We start from the raw sequence: 19,633 nt of genomic DNA, 5'->3' as shown, positions 1-19,633 counted from the left end.
AAGGAGGATTCCCACAACGCGCGTCGATCGGGGTGTGTGTATCGCCACACCGTGACCGGGCGGAACGACCGCTAACGTCTATCGACAGCCCACAATCGAGCCCCCGACGAAGGACGCCGATGCCGCAGGACTCCGCCGCGCTGCCGCTGCGCGACACCGCGCCCCCGCCCGCCGCCGGCCCGGCGCCCGGCTCGGCCTTCGACTGGCTCGACACCGCCCGCGCCGAACGCCAACGCGCCGGCCTGGTCCGCGCGCTGCGCCCCCGCCCGGCCGACTGCCCGCTGCTCGACCTGTCCGGAAACGACTATCTCGGACTCTCCCGGCATCCCGAGGTCACCCACGCCGCGGCCGAGGCCGCGCAGCTCTGGGGCGCCGGCGCCACCGGCTCGCGGCTGGTCTCCGGCAGCACCGAACTCCACGCCCGGCTGGAGGCGGAACTCGCCGCGTTCTGCGGCTTCGAGGCGGCTCTGGTGCTCTCGTCCGGATATGCCGCGAATCTCGCCGCGGTCACCGCGCTGACCGCACCCGGCACCCTGGTCGTCTCCGACGCCGGCAACCATGCCTCCCTCATCGACGGCTGCCGGCTCTCCCGGGCCCGCACCGAGGTCGCCCCGCACGCCGACCCCGAGGCCGTACGCCGCACCCTGGCCGGCCACAGCGGGCGGGCGCTGGTGGTCACCGACTCGGTGTTCTCGGTCGACGGCGACGCCGCACCGCTGCCCGCTCTGGCCGCCGCCTGCCGGTCGCACGGCGCCGCGCTGCTCGTCGACGACGCCCATGGGCTGGGTGTCCTCGGTGACGGCGGCCGGGGGGCGCTCGCGGCGGCCGGACTGGCCGGGGACCCCGACGTGGTCGCCACCGTGACGCTCTCCAAGTCGCTCGGCTCCCAGGGCGGCGCGGTGCTCGGCCCGGCCCGGGTCATCGAGCACCTGGTCAACACCGCCCGGACGTTCATCTTCGACACCGGCCTGGCCCCCGCCGCGGCCGGCGGCGCGCTGGCCGCGCTGCGGCTGATCGGCCGCGAACCCGAGCGCGCCGCCCGGGCCGGGGAGGTCGCCCGCGCACTGCACCGCCGGCTCACCGCGGCCGGTCTGACGGCGGTACGGCCGGACGCCGCGGTGGTGTCCGTCCGCGCCCCCTCGCCGGAGGCCGCGGTCCGCTGGGCCGCCGACTGCCGCACGGCCGGTCTCGCGGTCGGCTGCTTCCGCCCGCCGTCCGTGCCGGACGGGATCTCCCGGCTGCGGCTCACCGCCCGCGCGGACCTGACGGAGGGGCAGCTCGACCAAGCGGTGGAGACGATCGTCGCCACCGCGCCGTCGATGATCTGATCCTCGGTGACGCTGGGTGACCGGCACGGCGTCCCCTATCCGGTCTCCCGTCGCAGAGTTCACCGCATCGAGCGATAGATATCTGTAGATGTTGCTGGATCGAGCACCACACCGGGGGCACGGGTGGCAGTCTGGCGCTCCAGCAGAAGCCCGAGGCCGCATCGTTGACCCGAGCGGCACGCCGGCTCACCGGTCAGCGGACCGGAGCCGGCCTCGGTGGGAAAGGGACGGCGTCGCGATGGCAGACCACCAGGAATCCGCACTCACCCTGCCGAGCGCCCCGGAATCGGTCCGCCTCGCCCGCGGACACGCCCTCGCGGTGCTCACCGAATGGGGTCTGCCCGCCGCTTCCGCCACCGCCGACGCGGTCCGCCTGATCGTCTCCGAACTCGCCACCAACGCCGTCCAGCACACCTTCGGACGGTCCCCGACCTTCACCCTCGAACTCCGCCTGGACCGCGACGAGGAACTGCGCGTCGGGGTCACCGACAGTCACCCGCGCCGCCCGCGCCGGCTGCCCGCCGCGGTCCAGCAGGACAACGGCCGGGGGCTGGTCATCATCCGCTTCCTCGCCGCGGAGGCCGGCGGCCGGCTCTCCGTCGTCCCGACCGACACCGGCGGCAAGACCGTCTGGATCAGCCTGCCCTGGCGGATCGCGGTCGGCTGACGGCGCGGCCGTCACGGAGGGCCGCCGTAACGGAAGGCCGCCGTGATGGGAAGCCCGCTGTGAGGGGAAGCCCGACGTCACGGCACGGCGGGGCGGCCGAACGCGCCGCGCGGCGGCGCGCACCGGGCGCCCCGCGCGCCGGGAGCTTCACGCGCTGGAAGCCCCGCGAGCCGGAGGCCACCACCGGCGCCCTGCCCACGCAGCGGCTACGGCTCAGCCGCGTCCGCCGACCGGCACCATCAGCACCTCCGCGCCCACCGGTACGAACCCCGCGGCCAGCAGGGCACGGACGCTGCGGGCGTTGCCGGGGGCGGCCTGGGCCCAGAGCCGTTCGCCCGCCGGTATGAGATGGCGGGCGGCGTGCGCCAGCCGGCGGCCGAGACCGCGGCCCTGGCCGGCGGCCTCGACCTCCACCGCCAGCTCAAGGCGGCCGGCCACGCCCCGGCCGATGACCAGCGTCCCGCCGTCCCCGGTCGTCCAGACCCGCACCTCGTCGCGGTGGCGCAGGGCCCGCACGATCCGCGGATGGCTGCGGTCCGTGGTCTCCACCAGCTCCAGCGGCGGCGGGCCGGGCAGTGCCTCGGCGACCGTGGCCAGGTCGATGTTGTTGGCCTCGCGGCCGGTCCGCTCACCCAGCGCGGTGAGGAACGGCGGGCTGAGCGGTCCGGCGAGGTCGCCGGGGGCTGTCCGGTCGTGCACCCAGGACGGCTCCACGTCCGCGAACACCACGGCATGGCAGGTGAACGACACCACGCCCACGTCCCGCGGGGACGGCGGGGGCAGCACCGTCACCGAACCGTCCGCGGGCGGGAAGCAGCCCCGCGCCGCGGCCGTAAGCACCTTGCTCAGTTCCGAGGTCACCCCGTCAAGTTACCGGGGCCCACTGACACTTCACCGAGCGTCCGGCGTCGCCGCAGCTCAGCGCACTCTTCCGTACGAGACCGCGCGGCTCCAGATCCTCTCCAGCCGCACCACGCTGCCGGCCTTGGGCGCATGCCACATCCGGCCGTGCCCGGCGTAGATGCCGACGTGGTAGATGCCGGTGCCCGAGTGGAAGAAGACCAGGTCCCCGCGTTTCCGGGCGGCGGCCGGGATGTGCCGGGTCTGGCCGTACTGCTGCGCGGCGGTGCGTGGCAGCTCCCGGCCGGCGCGCTTGAACGAGTACACCGTCAGGCCCGAACAGTCGAAGCGGTACGGCCCCATGGCCCCGTACTGGTAGGGCGAGCCCCGCTTGGAGGCCGCGATCCGCAGCGCATGTGCGGAGACGGTCGCGGCCTCGGCGTCGGCGGTGGTTCCCGGGGCGAGCGTGGTCCCGCCGAGCGTGGCCAGTGCCAGTGCGGACACGGCGCCGGCGCGGGCCAGCAGATGTGGCGTATGCGTGCGCACGGTCATGCGCAAACCCTTCGTCAGCCGCCTGCGAAGGAAGACCTGTCGGGTTCGGGCAGGCGAAGATGCCCGGCCGCTTCCACGGCTTCACCCCAAGGAGTCCGTCGGGCCGTGCGGGCCCCGGACCCCGTACTGCTCGGGTCCTCCGCTCCCGCCGATCCACACGCATCGACCGGACATCCGGCACGGCGGCGGGATTAGGCGCCCGGCCGGACCGCCCCGTCGCTGTGGCGGGGTCTTGTCGTCGAAGGGATCCTCACGCACCCGCCACCCGAATTCCGAGTTGAAAATGCCGAATGTGACATGCGCCACAGTTGCGCCGAATGGTGGGATTTGCCCCGTTACGCGCTTGAGAGGCGCCTGCGGCACCCCCCGGACCTGGGGCGAAACATCGGTAACCGCAGTAATTCCGGTGCCCCGCGCAATTCGTCGCCCCCTTACCGCACGCGCGGACGCTACGCCGTCCGGGCAGCGCGGGCGCGCGTGTCGGCTCAGGGTTCCCGGGCCGGCGGCACCGTCACGTATCCGGCCCGGCGTTCCCCGTCCAGCACCCGCAGGGCCCGGGCCAGCGTCTCGCCGTGCCGCTCGTGCTCGCCCCGGTTGTGCATCAGCGTCAGCGCGTCCCGTAGTTCGGCGGCCTTGCTCACCAGTGCCTGAGCGGCGCGCAGGGCTTGGTAGGTGCCGCCGCCGCGGGCCGGGTTGATCCGGCCCAGCAGGTCGAGCGCCTCCAGGTAGCAGTCGATCAGCTGCCCCTCGGCGCGGGTCAGCGCGGGCAGCGGCGGGGTCTCCGGCGGCCACATCCGGCTCACCGCCCCGCGTGCTGGTCGGCCGACTGCTTGCGGTTACGGGTGAGCCCGTCGATCAGGCCGTACGCCTGCGCGGCCGGGGCGTCGAAGATCTTGTCGCGCTCGATGTCCGCGGCGATCCGCTCGCGGGGCTGACCGGTGTGCAGCGCCAGCATCTCCTCCAGCATGGCGCGGCTGCGCAGCAGTTCCTGCGCCTGGATGTAGAGGTCGCTGGCCTGGCCCTCGAACGGTTCGCTCACCGACGGCTGGTGGATCAGCACCCGGGCGCCCGGGAGCGCCAGCCGCTTGCCGGGGGCGCCGGCGGCCAGCAGCACCGCGGCGGAGGACGCGGCCTGCCCCAGGCAGACGGTCTCCACGTCGCACGACACGAAGCGCATCGTGTCGTAGATCGCGGTCATCGCGGTGACCGAGCCGCCGGGGGAGTTGATGTAGAGCGAGATGTCCCGCTCGGGCGCGGCGTGTTCGAGGTGGATCAGCTGCGCCATGACGTCGTTGGCGGCGGTGTCGTCGATCGGGGTCCCCAGGAAGATGATCCGCTCGCTCAGCAGCTTGGAGTACGGGTCCATCGTCACCGTCCCCTGCGTGGTGCGCTCGGTGAACTCCGGAAGGACGTAGCGGGCGGTCGGTCGCAGCATGGCCGGCCCCTTTCCTCTGTAGAAAATGTACAGGACGTACATCCCGTTAGAATGGGACCCGATTTTAGTGATCAAGTCAAATGCCCAGGTCAGATGGGGCTTTTTGCTCCTTGGTGAGGGCTCATGTCTCACATCACTTGTCACCGTTTGGGGGGCGTCCATGGTCAGCCTGGTCCGCGAGCTTGTCGTGATTCGCCGCGGTAGGGCCGAGGTCGGCACGCCGGACGACGTTCCTTGCCTGTTCCCGGGCGGTCGTCCAGGGTGCCCTGTCACCGACAGCCAGATCGGCAAGCGCCTCCCCGACATCGGGATCCGAACCAAACAGGATCGGTCCGCTTGCCCGCGCTCATGCCCAGCGCACCGTGAACGAGCCGTGGCTTGCGGCCGCTTCGGTCGATGAGAATCAGCGCGAATCATCGTCAGCATGAACAGGGCTCCCATACCGATAGTGGCGAGCAGGGCGCCTCGGTCGTTGAAGCCGATGTCGGTGCAGAGCGTCGGCGCGTAGCAGAAGGATCGTGTTGATACCGCCGAGGTTCTGGAAGAACACCGGCAACATGCCGATGGTGAAGGCCGGTCTGAGCCGCTGCGACAGCAGTTGTCCGAGAGCCAGCGGAGCACTCGCCCATGTCGCACGGTGGGTCCGCTCGACCTCCGCCAGCTCGTCTTCGGCAGCCCCGTCACCACCACGAAGCCGGGTCAGCACCTGCTGAGCCTGATCACTGCGGCCATGCGCGACCAGCCAGCGGGGACTTTCCGGCTGGCTGACGATGCCGGAGGCGAGGAGCACACCGGGAGCCAGGCCCAGCCCGAGTGTCCCTGGCTCCGCATCTGCCGTCAGCCGCGGAGCCCGTCGGTGGCGGGCAACGAGCTCACTGTGCAGCAGGGCCGAGCGGAGGGGACGGCTTCCGGCGGGGCTCGTGCAGGGGCCGGGATGGAAGGACGAGCCGAGGCAAGCGGGAGCGGAGTCGGGAGAAGGCCGGTCAGGGAGGGGTGGCCACAGCGCTGAGATAGTCGGCCACGTCGGCCACGTCCCGGATCCGGTTCGCGTCGGCTTCAGACACGGCGCCGAGGATTTCCGGTGCAAGGGCGACCGGGACTCCCAGCCGCTCCATGCACTTGAGCGCCGTGCTTCGGCACGCCGCGGCGATCGTTTGCCTGTCGAAGATGGACGGCAGCCTCATGCCGCGTTCGACGGCGACGAGGAGTGCCATCTGCGCGAAGCGCTCCGCACCTGATGCCCGGGAGCATCACGAAGGCAGCTCGCCTTCTGGACGCAGGCCTGTGGGAAGCGGCTTGATCGACGCTGAGGTCTGCAGTTGTTCGACTCCATGGGGCACGATCTGGTCTCCGGCCTGACCACGTCGGTCGCCATGGCGGCGGCACGGAACGCCCGGCGCGGCGGTGGCGACCTGGCCGACGTCGTCGGCTCCGTCGACCAGGCGCTCGCCCAGTGGCTGCCCGACCACTTCTGCACCGGCGTGCTGTGCCGGCTCGACGCGGTCGCCGGGGTACTGCAATGGGTCAACTGCGGCCACCCGCACCGCTGTTGATCCGTGCCCAGCGGGTGCTCGACGGCATGCTGGACAGCCCTCCGCAGCCTCCGATCGGCCTGGCCGGCCCCCTCGCCCCGGCGGTCCGGGAGGTCCACGAGACAACCCTGCAACCGGACGACTGCGTCCTGCTCTCCACCGACGGCCTCCTAGGGGCTCGCGACGCGGACGGTGCGGAGTTCGGCCTCGACCGGTTCACCGACTTCATCATCCACTCCTCCGCCGCCGGTCAGCGCCCGGCCGAGGTGCTGCGGCTGCTCACCCACGCCATCCTCGACCACCAGCGAAAAACCAACTGCGGGACGACGTAACCATCCTGCTCTTCGAATGGCGCCCGCAGCACCGGTGACGCGTTATCGCACCGAGCCTCGCCAGGCTCCTGGGCGGCCTTCGGGAAGGCGGTCAACAGGTGGTTGGGGCGAGTCAGTGGCTGTTTGCGAGTTCACCGCTGAGTTTGCGGTGAAGGTGGGCGCTGGGGTCGTTCAGCCCGGTGATTTCGACGGTCTTGCCGCGCTGGGCGTACTTGGTCTCGATGGCGTCGAGGGCGGCGACGGAGGAGGCGTCCCAGACGTGGGTGGCGGACAGGTCGATGACGACCTTGTCGGGGTCGGTGGCGTAGTTGAACCGGGTGACCAGGTCGTTGGAGGAGGCGAAGAACAGTTCACCGGTGACCCGGTAGACGACCTGGGTGCCGTCCGGATCGACGACCGCGGTGACGTCGGCGAGGTGGGCGACGCGCTTGGCGAAGACGACCATGGCGGTGAGGGTGCCGACGACGACGCCGATGGCCAGGTTGTGGGTGGCGACCACGACGGCGACGGTGAGCACCATGACGGTGATCTCGCCCGCGGGCATCCGCTTGAGGGTCTGGGGCGCGATCGAGTGCCGGTCGAACGTCGCGAACGACACCATCACCATCACGGCGACCAGGGCAGCCATGGGGATGTCGGAGACGACCGGGCCGAACACGATGCACAGCACCATCAGGAACGCGCCCGCGAGGAAGGTGGACAGGCGGGTGCGGGCGCCGGAAACCCGTACGTTGATCATGGTCTGGCCGATCATGGCGCAGCCGCCCATGCCGCCGAAGAAGCCGGTGACGATGTTGGCGATGCCCTGGCCGATGGACTCGCGGGTCTTGTTGGAGCGGGTGTCGGTGATGTCATCGACGAGTTTGGCCGTCATCAGCGACTCCATCAGGCCCACCAACGCCATGGCGAGCGCGTACGGCGCGATCGTGGTGAGGGTGGCGAGCGTGAACGGTACATCGGGCAGGCCCGGGACGGGCAGCGAGGACGGCAGGGCGCCCTTGTTGCCGACGGTGGGCACCGCGATCCCGGCGGCGACGGTCATGACCGTGAGGACGATGATGGAGACCAGCGGCGCCGGGATCACCCTGGTGACCTTCGGGAAGAACACCATCAGCGCCAGCCCGCCCACGATCAGCGGATAGACCGGCCAGGGCACATCGGTCATCTCCGGGACCTGCGCCATGAAGATCAGGATCGCGAGGGCGTTGACGAAGCCGACCATCACCGAGCGCGGCACGAACCGCATCAACTTCGCGACCCCGAGGGCGCCCAGCAGGATCTGGAAGACACCGCCCAGGATGACGGCGGCGACCAGGTAGCCGAAGCCGTGCTCGCGGTTGAGCGGGCCGATGACCAGGGCGACGGCGCCGGTCGCCGCGGAGATCATCGCGCGCCGGCCGCCGACGATCGAGAGGGTGACGGCCATCGTGAAGGAGGCGAACAGGCCGATCGCCGGGTCGACCCCGGCGATGACCGAGAAGCTGATCGCCTCGGGGATCAGGGCGAGCGCGACGACGAGCCCGGCGAGGATCTCGGTGCGCCAGACCTTCGGATCGGACAGCCAGTCGGGCTTCAGGCCGCGTAGCCGCGCGGCGGGAGACAGTGCGGGAGAAGGCAAGGAAGGCAGTCCCTGTCGTGGTCGGGCACGCCGTCGTCGTAGCGGCGTGCGGGAGGCGAGAAGGCCGGGGCGGCTCTTCGCGAAGCCCACGTTCAGCGGGCCGAGGTCTCAAGGCGGCAGCGGGCGCGAAAGGGTGCGGGCGCTGCTTCAGGGGCGAAGGATCAAGGCGGGCAGGCGGCGGCGCCGGGCATCATGCGCACGCTCTCCTGCAGGCATCGGTCTTCGCCGGGGGCGTCGTCGGCCCCGACACGGCAGAGGTGGCGGGTGGCGTCCCGCACGAGGGCAGGAACGGCACGGCCGACCCGCCTCGACATCGGCCGACTCTACCCTAACGTTAGGGTAGAGATCCAAGGTGGTTGCGGGCGATCACCATGTGGACCGAGGAAGGCAGGCACGTGGGCATCCAGCGCATGCAGATCGGTGAGGTCGCGGAACGGACCGAGCTGTCGTTGCGCACCATCCGGCACTACGAAGAGACCGGCCTGGTCATCCCCTCCGCCCGCTCCCAGGGCGGGTTCCGCCTCTACACCGAGTCCGACGTCGCCCGCCTGATGGTGATCCGCCGGATGAAGCCACTCGGCTTCACACTGGACGAGATGCGCGAGTTGCTCGCGGCCACCGACCGCCTGGATTCGGGGGAGGCGTTGTCCGCCCCGGAGCGGGAGGAGCTGCTGGGCCGGGTGCGCGCCTTCCAAGAGGCCGCGCAGCAACGGGTGGAAGACTTGCGCACCCAGCTGGCACGGGCCGAAGAGTTCGCCGCCACGCTGCGCGCACGCCTCGCGCACCTTCCCGCCGGCTGACCACCTCGTCACGGCGTACGCCCGCGTCGGGGACGACGGGGCTCCGCCGGTTCATCCAGCTGACCGGCCACAGCCTTCAAGCCCGGCACAGGGAAGGCGAAAAGCCGGTCGAGGTTGCCGCGCACGGCGGGATGCTCACCCAGTCACTGTCCGGGCGGTGGATCCGGCTGATCAACGTGCCCATCGGTGCCCACAGCCCTGCGGCTCATGCCCGCCGACCGTTCCCGTGCGCGGGACGGCACCGTTGACCTGCCGGGTGCGGTGCGGGGGACGCTCGGGGTGACCCCGCTCGGTGAGTGCGCCGCCCGTTCGGTGGTCACGACCTCCACCACGAGCCGCTGCCACGGCACCGCCGCCGCCCGGGCTGGTTCAGGCGTCGTCTCCAAGAGCCCGAATCGCTGCCGTCCCGGCAATGTTCGGCGCCGGTGCAGCGAAGCCGGAAGCAGCCGTCACGCCGAAGGCCGGCCCGAGGACATCGCGCTGTAGGCCGATCGCGGTTGGCACCGCCGTCCCGGCCCATACCCACGCCGTGCTTACCGAGCCTTCGAAGGTGGCCCAGTCGCCCGGCTGCCTGGGAACTGCACGAGATGACCGGGGCTTCGACAGCGCCCCCTGCTCTTCACCGCGGAGACGGTCCGCATCCGGCTGTGATCAGCCCCTTCCGGCAGCGCGGCGCATTCCGTACTCTCGTGGTTCCCCGGTGGAGCCGTCTCGATGGAGCGGCCGGACAGCGGGGTGAGGTGCTGGTGCTCGTGAAGGGGTGTCGGCTGATGGTGGAGAGGTTCGGACACCTGGGAAGCGCCCGTGTGTGGTGGTGGCGCTTCAGGCGCAGTCCGCTGCGGCGGACGAGCGATCTCGTCGAAGCGTGGTTGCTGCTCATCGCGTGGGCCCTGGGCGTGGTGGGCGGCGCGGCTGTGGGTCTGGTGACCGCGGTCATGGCGGAGCGGGGCTTCGAGGAGGAGCGGTCCGGGCGCCGTGCGGTGGTGGCGGTGCTCGTGGGGAACGCCATGGAGACGGTGACCACTCGGACCGGGGACGGCAACCGGGCCAAGGCCGAGGTCCGCTGGACGACGCCCGACGGCCGGACGCGCACCGGTTGGGTCAGCGTGATCCCCCATGCTTCCGCTGGTATGCGGGTGCCGCTCTGGACGAATGCCCGGGGTGACCTCGTCCCCCAGCCGCCGGCCCCGTCGAGCGCGATGCTGCAGGCCGGCGTGGCGGGCGTCGGGGCGGCGGTGGCAGTAGGCGGTGTGGTGTGGGCGGGTACCCGGCTGATGCGGGCCCTGCTGGAGCGACGTCGTCTGAAGCAGTGGGCCCTGGAGTGGGGGCGTGCCGATGCGCGGCGGGGCCGGCGGACCGGCTGACTCCGGTCTCGTAACGCCCCTGGGGGCCGGAGGAGCCCACGGGCAGGAGATCGTTCTTTGCCGGCGGTCAGGTCGCCTCCGCCGCTACCTCGACGTCCTCGATGCCGGGAGGCCGACCGGCGCGGCTCCTGGTGCTCAACACCCTCGGCCCGCTCCAGCAGGCTCGGAGCGGTGCGCAGGCGCTGATCGACACCCTCGGCACCTGTTGCGACATGGGGTGCGGGGCGGCCGAGGCCGCGCGGCGGCTGTCGCTGAGCGGACGCGCCTTCACCTACGGACCGGAGCGCACCCACAACTTGACCGCGCGGAATCGGCACACCCGACGCGTCGCTACACGTTGCAGACCGCGGTGACCGGCGCCCGGCTTCTGGACCGGCGGGCCAGCGGTGGCGGGTGAGGTGGCCGGCCAGGAGACGGTCGCGGCGAAGGTCGGGCCGGAGCGGCGGTGAGGCGGGCCGGGTCGGTGAACGGTTCGGGTGGCCATGGCTCCGGTGGGCGGCTCGGGTTCATTGCGCCGGGTCGTTGGCCCAGCCCAGCGGGTAGGCGTCGTGGCCGGCCGGTGGAACGGCGGGCTCGCCGGCGGCCTCGGTGAAGGCGGTGAGCGCCTCGACCAGGGCCGTGCCCTGCGCGGGGTCCATGCGGCCGACGATCGCCGCGATCTCCTCCCTGCGGCGGGTGGTGACCTCGTCGACGATGCGGTGTCCGTCCGCGGTGAGCTGGATCAGGGTTTCGCGCCGGTTGTCGGGGTTGGCTCGGCGATCGACGAAGCCGACGGCGTTCAGCCGGTCGATCATTCGCATGGCCGTGGAGGGGTTGACCCCGAGGAGTTCGGCGACCGTGGACAGGTTGGTCGCGCCGTGCACGGAGAGGACCACCAGGAGGCGGAACTGGGGGAGGGTGACCTTGCCTTCGACCGCGGAAAGTGAGCGTGCGGACACGCCGACGAGGACGCGGGAGGCGGTCAGCACTGCGCGGGTCACCGCATCGACGTCACCCATGTCCTGAGCTCTCCCCTTGCGCCTGATCATGCTCATTTCTACCTCGCTCAGGGGCGCACTTGACAACATTTGCATAATGCAAAAAGAGCGTGAGAGGAAAATATGACTGGAAGAGCCGCGATGGAGCCCGCTCCGACCTCCGCCGAGCCTGTGAGCCTCACCACCCGATCCGCGTCGCCGGTGGCCCGTCTGCGGAATGCTCCGTGGGGCCTGCTTGCCCTTGCCGTGACGGTGGGCGCGGGTGCCGGGCTCGGTTCGATCGCCTTCCGCTGGCTGATCGTGACCTTCACCCGCCTCTTCTCCGGCCACCAGGACTACGCGGGCGCGGGCGGCAGCGCGAATCCGCAGGTGCCGTGGCTGGGGCCGTTCTTCGTGCTGCTGGCACCCGTCGTCGGTGGCCTGCTCTACGGCCCCCTGGTCGACCGGTTCGCCAAGGAGGCCCGCGGCCACGGCGTGCCGGAGGTGATGCTGGCGGTCGCCCAGCGCGGCGGCCGGATCAACCCGCAGGTCTCCGTCGTCAAGGCACTCGCCTCGGCCCTGTGCATCGGCTCGGGGGGCTCGGTCGGCCGCGAGGGGCCCATCGTGCAGATCGGCTCCGCTCTCGGCTCCACCTTGGGCCGTGTGGTCAGGGTGTCCGAGGACCGGATGCGGTTGCTGGTGGCCTGCGGCGCCGCCGGAGGCATCGCGGCCACCTTCAACGCACCACTGGCCGGCGTGTTCTTCGCCATGGAGCTGATCCTGGCGACCTTCAGCGTCGAGGCGTTCGGCGCCACTGTGCTCTCCAGCGTCACCGCGAGCGTCATCGGCCGAGCCGCCTTCGGCGACAACGCCTTCCTCGTCCTGCCGCCCTTCCACGTCGAACACCTCGGCCAGTACGGGCTGTTCGCGGTGCTCGGCGTGCTCGCGGGCGCGATCGGCGTCGGGTTCACCCGCATCCTGTACTGGATCGAGGACGCCTGCGACTGGGCCTGGCGCGGGCCCGAGTGGCTCCGACCTGCCGTCGGCGGCCTCCTGCTGGGCGTCGTCCTGCTGGTGCTGCCGGAGATGTACGGCGTCGGCTATCCCGTACTGGAGAAGGCCGCGCACGGCGGATACGTCGCCGGCTTCCTGCTGCTCCTGCTCGTCGGCAAGATCCTCGCCACCAGCCTGACCATCGGCATCGGCGGCTCCGGCGGCGTCTTCGCCCCCAGCCTCTTCATCGGTGCCATGCTCGGTGCCGCCTACGGGGCCACCACCCACCAGCTGATGCCCACCACCGCGGGGGCGGTGGGCGCCTATGCCCTGGTCGGGATGGGTGCCGTCTTTGCGGGAGCCTCCCGCGCGCCCATCACCGCCGTCGTCATCCTCTTCGAGCTCACCGGTCAGTACTCGATCATCCTGCCGCTGATGCTCGCCATCGTCCTGGCAACCCTCACCAGCCGCCTGCTCTCCCGCGACACCGTCTACACCCTCAAGCTCCGCCGCCGTGGCATCGACCTCAACGCCCCGGCCCCCGGAGCCCGACTCGGCGCACAGAGCGTGGAGTCGGTGATGGAGGGCTTCCCCGTGCCCCTGCCCGCCACCACCGAACTCCCGGAGGCCGCGGACCGGTTGCGCCTGTCCGATCACGGCGCGCTGCCCGTCGTGGATGCCGAGGGGCGTTACCGCGGCACGCTCACCGCCCGGGCGACGGCCGAGGCGCTCGCCGAACGTACCGACGGTGACGTCGACCCACCGGCCACCGCAGGTGACCTCGCCGAACCGACGCCGCCCGTGACCGCCGACATGCCCCTGTCCACGGCCCTGCACGCCCTGGTCACGGCACCCGGAACCGGCCTTCCCGTCCTCGACCCCGACCACGGACAGGTGCTCGGCTGGCTGACCCACCAAAGTGCACTGCGCGCGCTTCACGCACCCGCCACCACCTGAAGCGGCGACGTCCACCAACCGTTCGCAGAGGAGATCGCACCAGCTCTCGCAGCACACCGGCGTTCGTCACCGGGCAGCCGGCCCCGGGGGGAGTGAAGTTCTTCCGCGTGAAGGCGGTGAGCTGCGGCGCCGGAGTCGCCGGCCTCGCCCTCGCGCAGCGTCTGGACACCCTCGGCTGCGATGTCGCGGTGGTGGAAAGGCATTCGCCCCCGCACCCAGGGTTGCGTGAGCGACTTCTTCGGCCCCCGCTACGACGCCGCCGAGGCCATGGGCGTCCTGCCCCGCCTGCAAGATCGCCTATTCGGCCGAGGAAGCCGCCTCCGTCGACCACAACGAGCGCACCGGTCCCAGCCGGTCCTGCCGACGGTGCCCGGCGTCCCCGAACGCCGCAGTCACGACTATGTCCGGGCAGGCACCACCACCTTGTTTTTCTGGCGCAATGGAGCGGACCTACAGGTTGGTATCGCAAAACTCTATGTTGATGTTCAGGCGCGACCTGAGCCGGTGCTCGTGAGGTCAGAGCTGGTGCGTTGCTGACCTTTGCGGCGTGATGTCGTGGGGCTGACGAGGTGTGATCGTCGGGGTATGCCGGTTGTGTGAGAAATTCGCAGGGTGGCGGGCTGACGCCTGAACGGCAGGCGTTTCGCGAGCGGATCCGGCTGGAGGCCGCGGAGCGATTCGCTGCCGGTTCGTGCAACGCCGAGGTGGACGGCGACGCGGGCAGACCACCGGACTCCACGAGTTCAGCATGAGTACCAACATGCGGCTGCGATCGGCCGATCGCCACGGCGCAGCTGCGGTCAGGACGCAGCGATCCGCATGAGCTGCGCGGTGCGCTCGGCCACCATGACGGTCGGCGCGTGGGTGCTGGCCCGCGGGGTGGTCGGCACCACCGAGGCACCGAGTGGCCGTCGGTGCACCACCCCAGTGGGCGTGACCCGGGTTTCAGCAAGGACGGCGGAAGGTGGCCCGGTAGGTCTGCGGTGTCGTGCCGGTGACGCGCTTGAACCGTTCGCGGAAGGCGGTCGCGGATCCAAAGCCGGCCTGCACGGCGATACGTTCGACGGGATGGTCGCTGTGCTCAAGTAGGTACTGGGCGTGTCGGACGCGTGCGCGGAGCAGCCACTGCAGGGGGGTCGTGCCGGTCTGTTCGCGGAAGCGGCGGCTGAAGGTGCGGGTGCTCATGGCGCAGCGGGCAGCCATGGCCTCCAGAGTGAGATCCTCGCCGAGGTGGTCCTGGATCCAGGCCAGTGTCGGTTCCAGAAGTGAGCCGCGAGGCAGCGGCGGGGGTTCGTGGACGATGTACTGGGCCTGGCCGCCCTCTCGTTCCAGGGGGGTGACGGCCAGTCGGGCCGCGTCCGCCGCGACGGCCGAGCCCAGGTCGCGGCGGACCAGGTGCAAGCACAGGTCCATGCCGGCGGAGGCCCCGGCGGAGGTGAGCAGTTGGCCGTTGTCCACGTAGAGCACGTCCGGGCGCACTTCGATTTTCGGGTACTGCCGGGTGAGTTGGTCGGCGGCGATCCAGTGGGTGGTCGCGGCCAGGCCGTCCAGCAGGCCGGTGGCGGCCAGGGTGAAGGCGCCGCCGCAGATCGAGGCGATGCGCGCGCCGTCGGCGGCGGCGTCACGCAGTGCCTGGAGAGCCTCGCCCGGGGGCGGCCCCGCGTGCTCCTCCCGGCCGGGCACGATGATCGTGTCGGCACCGGCGAGGCCGTCCAGCCCCCAGGGCACACGGATGGTGAACGTCTCGGTCGGCACCTCCGGTCGGGTTCCACAGACGCGCACCCGGTAGGGGCGACGCCCGTCCGGCAGGCGCACGCGTCCGAACACCTCGACCGGGATGGCCATGTCGAAGGCCACCGTCTGGTCCAGCGCAAGAATCGCCACGGTGTGCATCCACGCAGGCTACGCCCACTTCCCGCCGTAACTCACGATGCAGGTCCGGAAGTTCAGGGTTACGAAAGCAATGGTCAGCGAAGTGGCGAGAACTCGTTGAGTTGTGTCATTCAAGCCCATGGTCGGGGTCTGTCGTGCCGCCTAGCGTGAGCGCGGCAGTCAGGAACCGAGGGAAATGAGAGTCGCCGATGCTGGCACAGTTCGTCCTCTTCGATGGGTTCGACCCGTTGGATGTCATCGCTCCGTTCGAGGTCTTCAGCGCCGCCCGGGCCTTCACCGATCGGGTGACCGTCGAACTGGCCTGTGCGGAAGGAGCCAGGCAGGTGCCGAGCGGAATACCCGGCGTCGCGCTGACGGCCGCCGCTCTTCTGGCCCCGGATCGCGCGGACCTGGTCGTTGTGCCGGGCGCGGCCGGCAGGCTCCCCGGGCAGGGCGCGGACGACTCTGCTGAGGAACGGATTCCCGTGATCCTCGGCCGCGCACTGACCACGGAGCTCCCGAAATTGCTGGCCGACGCGCTGGCCGCAGAGGGCACCACGGTGGCCACGGTCTGCGGCGGGTCGCTGGTGCTGTCGATGGCCGGGCTTGTGCACGGCCGCCACGCCACCACCCATCACCAGGCTCTGGACCTCCTGGGCGCGGGCGGTGTGCACGTCGCCCCGGGCCGGGTCGTCGACGACGGCGACCTGGTCACCGCCGGCGGCGTCACCTCTGGCCTCGATCTGGGCCTGTATCTGCTGGAACGGGAGGTCGGGCCGAAAGTCGCGCTCGCGGTGGAGCAGCTGTTCGCCCACGAGCGCCGCGGCGTCGTCTGGCGCGACCAGGGGTTTGTGCCGATGTCCCCCGCCGGCGCGGAGCAGCCGCGGTGACCAAGCTCCTGCTCATCCTGCACGTGCTCGCGGCGATCGTCGCCGTCGGCCCGGTGACCGTGGCGGGCAGCATGTTTCCCGCCGCGGCCCGCCGTGCCGCCGGCACGCCCGGCCAGCACGAGACACTCGCCACGGTACGGGTGTTGCACCGCGTCTGCCGGGTCTACGCCGCCCTCGGCCTGACCGTTCCCGTCCTCGGCTTCGCCACCGCGAGCGAGCTGCACGTCCTGGGCAGCCCCTGGCTGATCATGTCGATCGCGCTGACGGGTGCAGCTGCATCGGTGCTGGCGCTGCAGGTTCTGCCGGCCCAGGAACGCCTCCTCGCCCAGCTGGCCGAGTCCGCGGCCGGGACGGCGGTCGTCGAGCGCGCGCAGACCGCGCGCCTGGCCATGCTGACCGGCGCCTTCAACCTGCTCTGGGCGACGGTCACCGTCCTGATGATTCTCCGCCCCGGCTCCACCACGGGAGTGTGACCCATGACCGCCAGCTCCGTACCCGCGCCACGGCTCGCACGCAGGCCGCTGCGCGCCTCGGCAACCATCGAACTGGTCAGCCTCGCCGTGTTGTTGGTCAACATCGCGACCGGGAACGCCCGCGAGATCGCCGCGCTGTTCGGGCCCGTGCACGGGGTCGCCTGGCTTTTCGGCGTCCTGGCCACCCGGCGCGATCCGCGGCGCAGCACCGGCGCCACGCTGCGCGCCGTCATCCCTGGCATCGGGGGACTGCTCGCGCTCCGTGCCCTGGAGCGTGCCGACGCGCAGGGCGCTTTGGACACCGGATCGGGGGCACGATGAGAGCCCGCCTTCCCGGGCTCGCGGCCACGGCGGCGCCGACCCTGGCGTTCGTGGCCGCCTACGGTGCCGACGGGCTGCGGACCGCCCTCGTGGCGGCCACAGTGGCCGGTGTACTGGTCCTCGCCTGTGGTCTGTGGACCCGCCGGTACCTCCGGTATGCGGCGGTGGGCGCGCTGCTGGCGGTGACCTGCGCGGCCGTGGCGCTCGGTACCGGGCAGGCACGGGGCTTCTTCCTGCTGCCCATGCTGCTGCCCGCGGCATCCTCGGCGGCCTGCCTGCTGTCGGTGCTGGCAGGCCGTCCCCTGGCCGGCCTGGTGGCGAACCGGGTCGTGGGCGGCCCACCGTGCTGGCGGTCGCACCGGCCCCTGCACCGTTTCTATCGTTGGATGACGGTGTGCATCGGCCTGGTGTGCCTGGCGAGTCTGGCTGCGCAGACCGCCCTCTACAGCCGTGCGGAGATCGCCTCCCTCGGTGTCCTCCACGTCGTCATGGGAGCGCTGTGGCCCGGGATCACCGCCGCCACGCTGGCTCTGTCGCGCATGGCCGTGGCCCGCCACCGCGACTCGGCCGCCGCATGGTCGCGGGTGCGGGGAGGTTGACGTGTGGCCACGCCGTAGAGACGTCCGGGTACGTCGCGCATGTGGCGGGACATCACACTTCACGGCCGGAGGGTACGTGCGCCCCTCATGAGGGGTCGGTTTGCCTCCGTGAAGGCGTTGCGGAATTCGCCGAACGATTCCCCCTCGTGACCATGCGTAGTCAGGTGGAACGCATAACGGTAGGGGGATGGCTTGGGCAACTGGACAAACGCAGGTAAATAGGCCCTGCTGTGAAGGGTTGTGAAAGTCTGCTCGCCAATTTCTGTTACGCACCGCCAGTCACCCGCGTCTCCTTACATGTACGGCGGAACACAGTCGCGCGCACCGGCGCCGAGAGAGCAAACGCAGAGAGTGGGGGGCGTGGACGCGGAAAACGGGGTGGCGGTGGTCACGGCCGCACAGAACGGCGACCACCGGGCTCAGGACGAACTCGTCGGCGAGTGCCTGCCGTTGGTGTACAACATCGTCGGCCGGGCCCTGAACGGTCACGCCGACGTCGACGACGTGGTGCAGGAGACCATGCTCCGCGTCATCAACGGCCTGGACAGCCTGCGCGACCCGGCGGACTTCCGGTCGTGGCTGGTGGCCATCGCCATGAACCAGATACGCCAGTACTGGCGCGAGAACCAGTCGCGGACCGCGCCCCTCCCCGGGTACGACGGGCTGGACGACTCCCTCGACATCGCCGACCCCGGCGCCGACTTCGTCGATGCCACCATCACGCGCCTGGGCCTGGAGGGCCAGCGCCGCGAACTCGCCCAGGCCTCCCGCTGGTTGGACAGCGATGACACGGCCCTGATGTCGCTGTGGTGGCTGGAGGCGGCGGGTGAACTGACCCGCGCCGAGGTCGCGGCCGCCCTGGAGCTCTCGCCCCAGCACGTCGGCGTCCGGGTGCAGCGGATGAAGGGCCAGCTGGAGACGGCCCGGGTGGTGGTGCGGGCACTGGAATCGACCCGCAAGGCGGGCCCCCGGGCCTGTGCGGAACTGGAGTCGATGGCGGAACGGTGGGACGGGGCGCCCTCCCCGCTGTGGCGGAAACGGTTCTCCCGGCACGTTCGCGCGTGCGCGAGCTGTCCGGGCCACCGGGAGGAGTTGGCACCCGCCGAGAAACTCCTCGTCAACCTCACGCTGGCGCCCATGACAGGGACGGCCGCGGCCGCGCTGCTGGAGGCGGTGTGCGCGAAGGCGGACGCCGGGGAGGCGGCGGCGCGGCCGGCCGGAGGGATGACCCCGCTGCCCGCAGCCGAGGCGGGCTCGTTCGCGGGCGCCGCCGGGCCCCGTACCGCCCATGCTCCCGTGCGTGCCGGGCACCGCGGTGGCACCGGCTCCCGCCACCGCCACGGTCGTCACCGGATACCCCACGGCCGCCGGGCCGGACGGACTATGAGCACCACGGCGCTGCCTGTCTCCCTCGCGGGCGCCGCCCACCCGGCCGACCGGGGCCGACGGCGAAGACCCTTCGCCCCGCGGCCGGCCGTGGCCCTCCCGTCCGGTCACGCCGCGTCCCCTGCCGGTCAACTCGTCCGCACGCCCGGCCAATCCAGAGAAGAAACGTTTCGTCCGACAGGCCGCCGGCCGGCTCGCCCCCGAGCGAACCAAGACCGGCCGGCCACCGTCGCGCACCGCCCCGACGCGCCGGCCGGCGGTACAGCGTCGCCCGGAGGACCTGCGCACCCCCCGCTTCCACGACCCCACCGACCCGGACGGCACCGGCCCCGCCGAGCGGATCACCGCGACGGTCTCTTCCCGGAGCGCCCCGGCCGACAACACCGCCCTCCGCCGGCCGGGCCCGGTGAGAGCGACGAGCGCCCGGAAGAACGGCACGGTGCACCGCCCCCACGCGCCCACCCCCACCTGTACGCACGGCCGGAGCCGGCGTCGCCTGCGGGCCGGCGCGGCCCGTGCCGGACACAGCACGTCACGACGCAGCTGACGCGTTTCCGCTGACGTGACTCCGCCGGCGCGGCACCGCGGAAGCGAACCACCGCGAACCCCCCCCGGCCCCCTGAACCCCCACCGCACCCCCCACAACACGGGCGTTCCACGGCACCACCCTGCGCACCGCTCACGCGCCGCAACGTGCCCCACGCCCGTTCCACCACCA

At 71.5% G+C, this 19,633-nt stretch carries 20 protein-coding genes, 2 pseudogenes and 1 riboswitch; of the genes and pseudogenes, 13 read left to right on the top strand and 9 right to left on the bottom strand.

What is annotated here, in order from left to right:
• The first annotated feature begins 119 nt into the window (after positions 1-119).
• Together AB0E02_RS31105 and AB0E02_RS31100 are read left to right on the top strand one after the other, a co-directional pair.
• Positions 120-1,328, top strand: a complete 1,209-nt coding sequence (locus AB0E02_RS31105; RefSeq protein ID WP_362145401.1) for an 8-amino-7-oxononanoate synthase — start codon at positions 120-122, stop codon at positions 1,326-1,328.
• Between the two features lie 238 nt (positions 1,329-1,566).
• The gene (locus AB0E02_RS31100; RefSeq protein ID WP_362145398.1) at positions 1,567-1,995 is read left to right on the top strand and encodes an ATP-binding protein; all 429 of its coding nucleotides are present in this window, start codon (positions 1,567-1,569) and stop codon (positions 1,993-1,995) included.
• A 213-nt stretch (positions 1,996-2,208) separates the two neighbouring features.
• Here AB0E02_RS31100 and AB0E02_RS31095 read toward each other — a convergent pair whose 3' ends face one another.
• The 6 genes from AB0E02_RS31095 to AB0E02_RS31070 all read right to left on the bottom strand — a co-directional run bounded on the left by AB0E02_RS31095 (position 2,209) and on the right by AB0E02_RS31070 (position 6,036).
• Positions 2,209-2,856: a GNAT family protein gene (locus AB0E02_RS31095; protein ID WP_362145396.1), complete on the bottom strand. Its 648-nt coding sequence runs from the start codon at positions 2,854-2,856 to the stop codon at positions 2,209-2,211.
• A 57-nt stretch (positions 2,857-2,913) separates the two neighbouring features.
• Complete coding sequence (locus AB0E02_RS31090; protein ID WP_362145393.1) at positions 2,914-3,387, bottom strand: NlpC/P60 family protein; 474 nt, start codon at positions 3,385-3,387, stop codon at positions 2,914-2,916.
• A gap of 4 nt (positions 3,388-3,391) precedes the next feature.
• A riboswitch (cyclic di-AMP (ydaO/yuaA leader) is annotated at positions 3,392-3,565 on the bottom strand.
• 307 nt (positions 3,566-3,872) lie between these two features.
• Positions 3,873-4,181, bottom strand: coding sequence for a hypothetical protein (locus AB0E02_RS31085; protein WP_362145390.1), 309 nt, complete (start codon positions 4,179-4,181; stop codon positions 3,873-3,875).
• 5 nt (positions 4,182-4,186) lie between these two features.
• A complete protein-coding gene (locus AB0E02_RS31080) occupies positions 4,187-4,822 on the bottom strand; it encodes an ATP-dependent Clp protease proteolytic subunit (protein WP_362145387.1) in 636 nt (211 codons plus the stop codon).
• A gap of 403 nt (positions 4,823-5,225) precedes the next feature.
• The gene (locus AB0E02_RS31075) at positions 5,226-5,612 is read right to left on the bottom strand and encodes an MFS transporter (protein WP_362145384.1); all 387 of its coding nucleotides are present in this window, start codon (positions 5,610-5,612) and stop codon (positions 5,226-5,228) included.
• A gap of 193 nt (positions 5,613-5,805) precedes the next feature.
• Positions 5,806-6,036 (bottom strand): hypothetical protein, encoded by a 231-nt coding sequence (locus AB0E02_RS31070; protein WP_362145380.1) that lies wholly within the window; start codon positions 6,034-6,036, stop codon positions 5,806-5,808.
• Positions 6,037-6,153: 117 nt separating this feature from the next.
• Here AB0E02_RS31070 and AB0E02_RS31065 point away from each other — a divergent pair.
• Positions 6,154-6,686: pseudogene (locus tag AB0E02_RS31065) on the top strand (PP2C family protein-serine/threonine phosphatase).
• Between the two features lie 112 nt (positions 6,687-6,798).
• On the opposite strand, the gene AB0E02_RS31060 reads toward AB0E02_RS31065, so the two are convergent.
• The gene (locus AB0E02_RS31060) at positions 6,799-8,304 is read right to left on the bottom strand and encodes a SulP family inorganic anion transporter (RefSeq protein ID WP_362145378.1); all 1,506 of its coding nucleotides are present in this window, start codon (positions 8,302-8,304) and stop codon (positions 6,799-6,801) included.
• Positions 8,305-8,714: 410 nt separating this feature from the next.
• On the opposite strand from AB0E02_RS31060, the gene AB0E02_RS31055 reads away from it, so the two are divergent.
• The 3 genes and pseudogenes from AB0E02_RS31055 to AB0E02_RS31045 all read left to right on the top strand — a co-directional run.
• Positions 8,715-9,104 (top strand): MerR family transcriptional regulator, encoded by a 390-nt coding sequence (locus AB0E02_RS31055; RefSeq protein ID WP_362145442.1) that lies wholly within the window; start codon positions 8,715-8,717, stop codon positions 9,102-9,104.
• Between the two features lie 770 nt (positions 9,105-9,874).
• Positions 9,875-10,468 carry a hypothetical protein gene (locus tag AB0E02_RS31050; protein WP_362145375.1) on the top strand — a complete coding sequence of 198 codons (594 nt, stop codon included), beginning with the start codon at positions 9,875-9,877 and terminating at the stop codon, positions 10,466-10,468.
• Positions 10,469-10,596: 128 nt separating this feature from the next.
• A pseudogene (locus AB0E02_RS31045) lies at positions 10,597-10,865 on the top strand (PucR family transcriptional regulator); the annotation flags it as partial.
• 109 nt (positions 10,866-10,974) lie between these two features.
• On the opposite strand, the gene AB0E02_RS31040 reads toward AB0E02_RS31045, so the two are convergent.
• A complete protein-coding gene (locus tag AB0E02_RS31040; RefSeq protein ID WP_362145372.1) occupies positions 10,975-11,466 on the bottom strand; it encodes a MarR family transcriptional regulator in 492 nt (163 codons plus the stop codon).
• A 120-nt stretch (positions 11,467-11,586) separates the two neighbouring features.
• Between AB0E02_RS31040 and AB0E02_RS31035 the strand changes: the two genes are divergently transcribed.
• Both AB0E02_RS31035 and AB0E02_RS31030 read left to right on the top strand, forming a co-directional pair.
• Positions 11,587-13,374, top strand: coding sequence for a chloride channel protein (locus AB0E02_RS31035; RefSeq protein ID WP_362145369.1), 1,788 nt, complete (start codon positions 11,587-11,589; stop codon positions 13,372-13,374).
• Positions 13,375-13,599: 225 nt separating this feature from the next.
• Positions 13,600-13,911, top strand: coding sequence for a hypothetical protein (locus AB0E02_RS31030; protein ID WP_362145445.1), 312 nt, complete (start codon positions 13,600-13,602; stop codon positions 13,909-13,911).
• Positions 13,912-14,319: 408 nt separating this feature from the next.
• Here AB0E02_RS31030 and AB0E02_RS31025 read toward each other — a convergent pair whose 3' ends face one another.
• On the bottom strand, positions 14,320-15,267 hold the full coding sequence (locus tag AB0E02_RS31025; RefSeq protein WP_362145365.1) for a helix-turn-helix domain-containing protein: 948 nt from the start codon (positions 15,265-15,267) through the stop codon (positions 14,320-14,322).
• A gap of 188 nt (positions 15,268-15,455) precedes the next feature.
• On the opposite strand from AB0E02_RS31025, the gene AB0E02_RS31020 reads away from it, so the two are divergent.
• The 5 genes from AB0E02_RS31020 to AB0E02_RS31000 all read left to right on the top strand — a co-directional run bounded on the left by AB0E02_RS31020 (position 15,456) and on the right by AB0E02_RS31000 (position 19,476).
• Positions 15,456-16,136, top strand: a complete 681-nt coding sequence (locus AB0E02_RS31020) for a DJ-1/PfpI family protein (RefSeq protein ID WP_362145362.1) — start codon at positions 15,456-15,458, stop codon at positions 16,134-16,136.
• Positions 16,133-16,609, top strand: coding sequence for a hypothetical protein (locus AB0E02_RS31015; protein ID WP_362145359.1), 477 nt, complete (start codon positions 16,133-16,135; stop codon positions 16,607-16,609). Before AB0E02_RS31020 ends, AB0E02_RS31015 begins: the two co-directional genes overlap by 4 nt.
• A gap of 3 nt (positions 16,610-16,612) precedes the next feature.
• On the top strand, positions 16,613-16,930 hold the full coding sequence (locus tag AB0E02_RS31010; protein ID WP_362145356.1) for a hypothetical protein: 318 nt from the start codon (positions 16,613-16,615) through the stop codon (positions 16,928-16,930).
• Complete coding sequence (locus tag AB0E02_RS31005) at positions 16,927-17,529, top strand: DUF3159 domain-containing protein (RefSeq protein WP_362145353.1); 603 nt, start codon at positions 16,927-16,929, stop codon at positions 17,527-17,529. The genes AB0E02_RS31010 and AB0E02_RS31005 overlap by 4 nt, the downstream gene beginning before the upstream one ends.
• A 360-nt stretch (positions 17,530-17,889) precedes the next feature.
• Positions 17,890-19,476, top strand: coding sequence for a sigma-70 family RNA polymerase sigma factor (locus AB0E02_RS31000; protein ID WP_362145350.1), 1,587 nt, complete (start codon positions 17,890-17,892; stop codon positions 19,474-19,476).
• Positions 19,477-19,633: the final 157 nt, after the last annotated feature.

It is taken from the genome of Streptomyces sp. NPDC048196, from assembly GCF_040652715.1.
Classification (GTDB): Bacteria; Actinomycetota; Actinomycetes; order Streptomycetales; family Streptomycetaceae; genus Streptomyces; species Streptomyces siderophoricus.
Note: the sequence above shows the minus strand (reverse complement) of the source record. Positions and strands in the feature narration are given on the sequence as shown.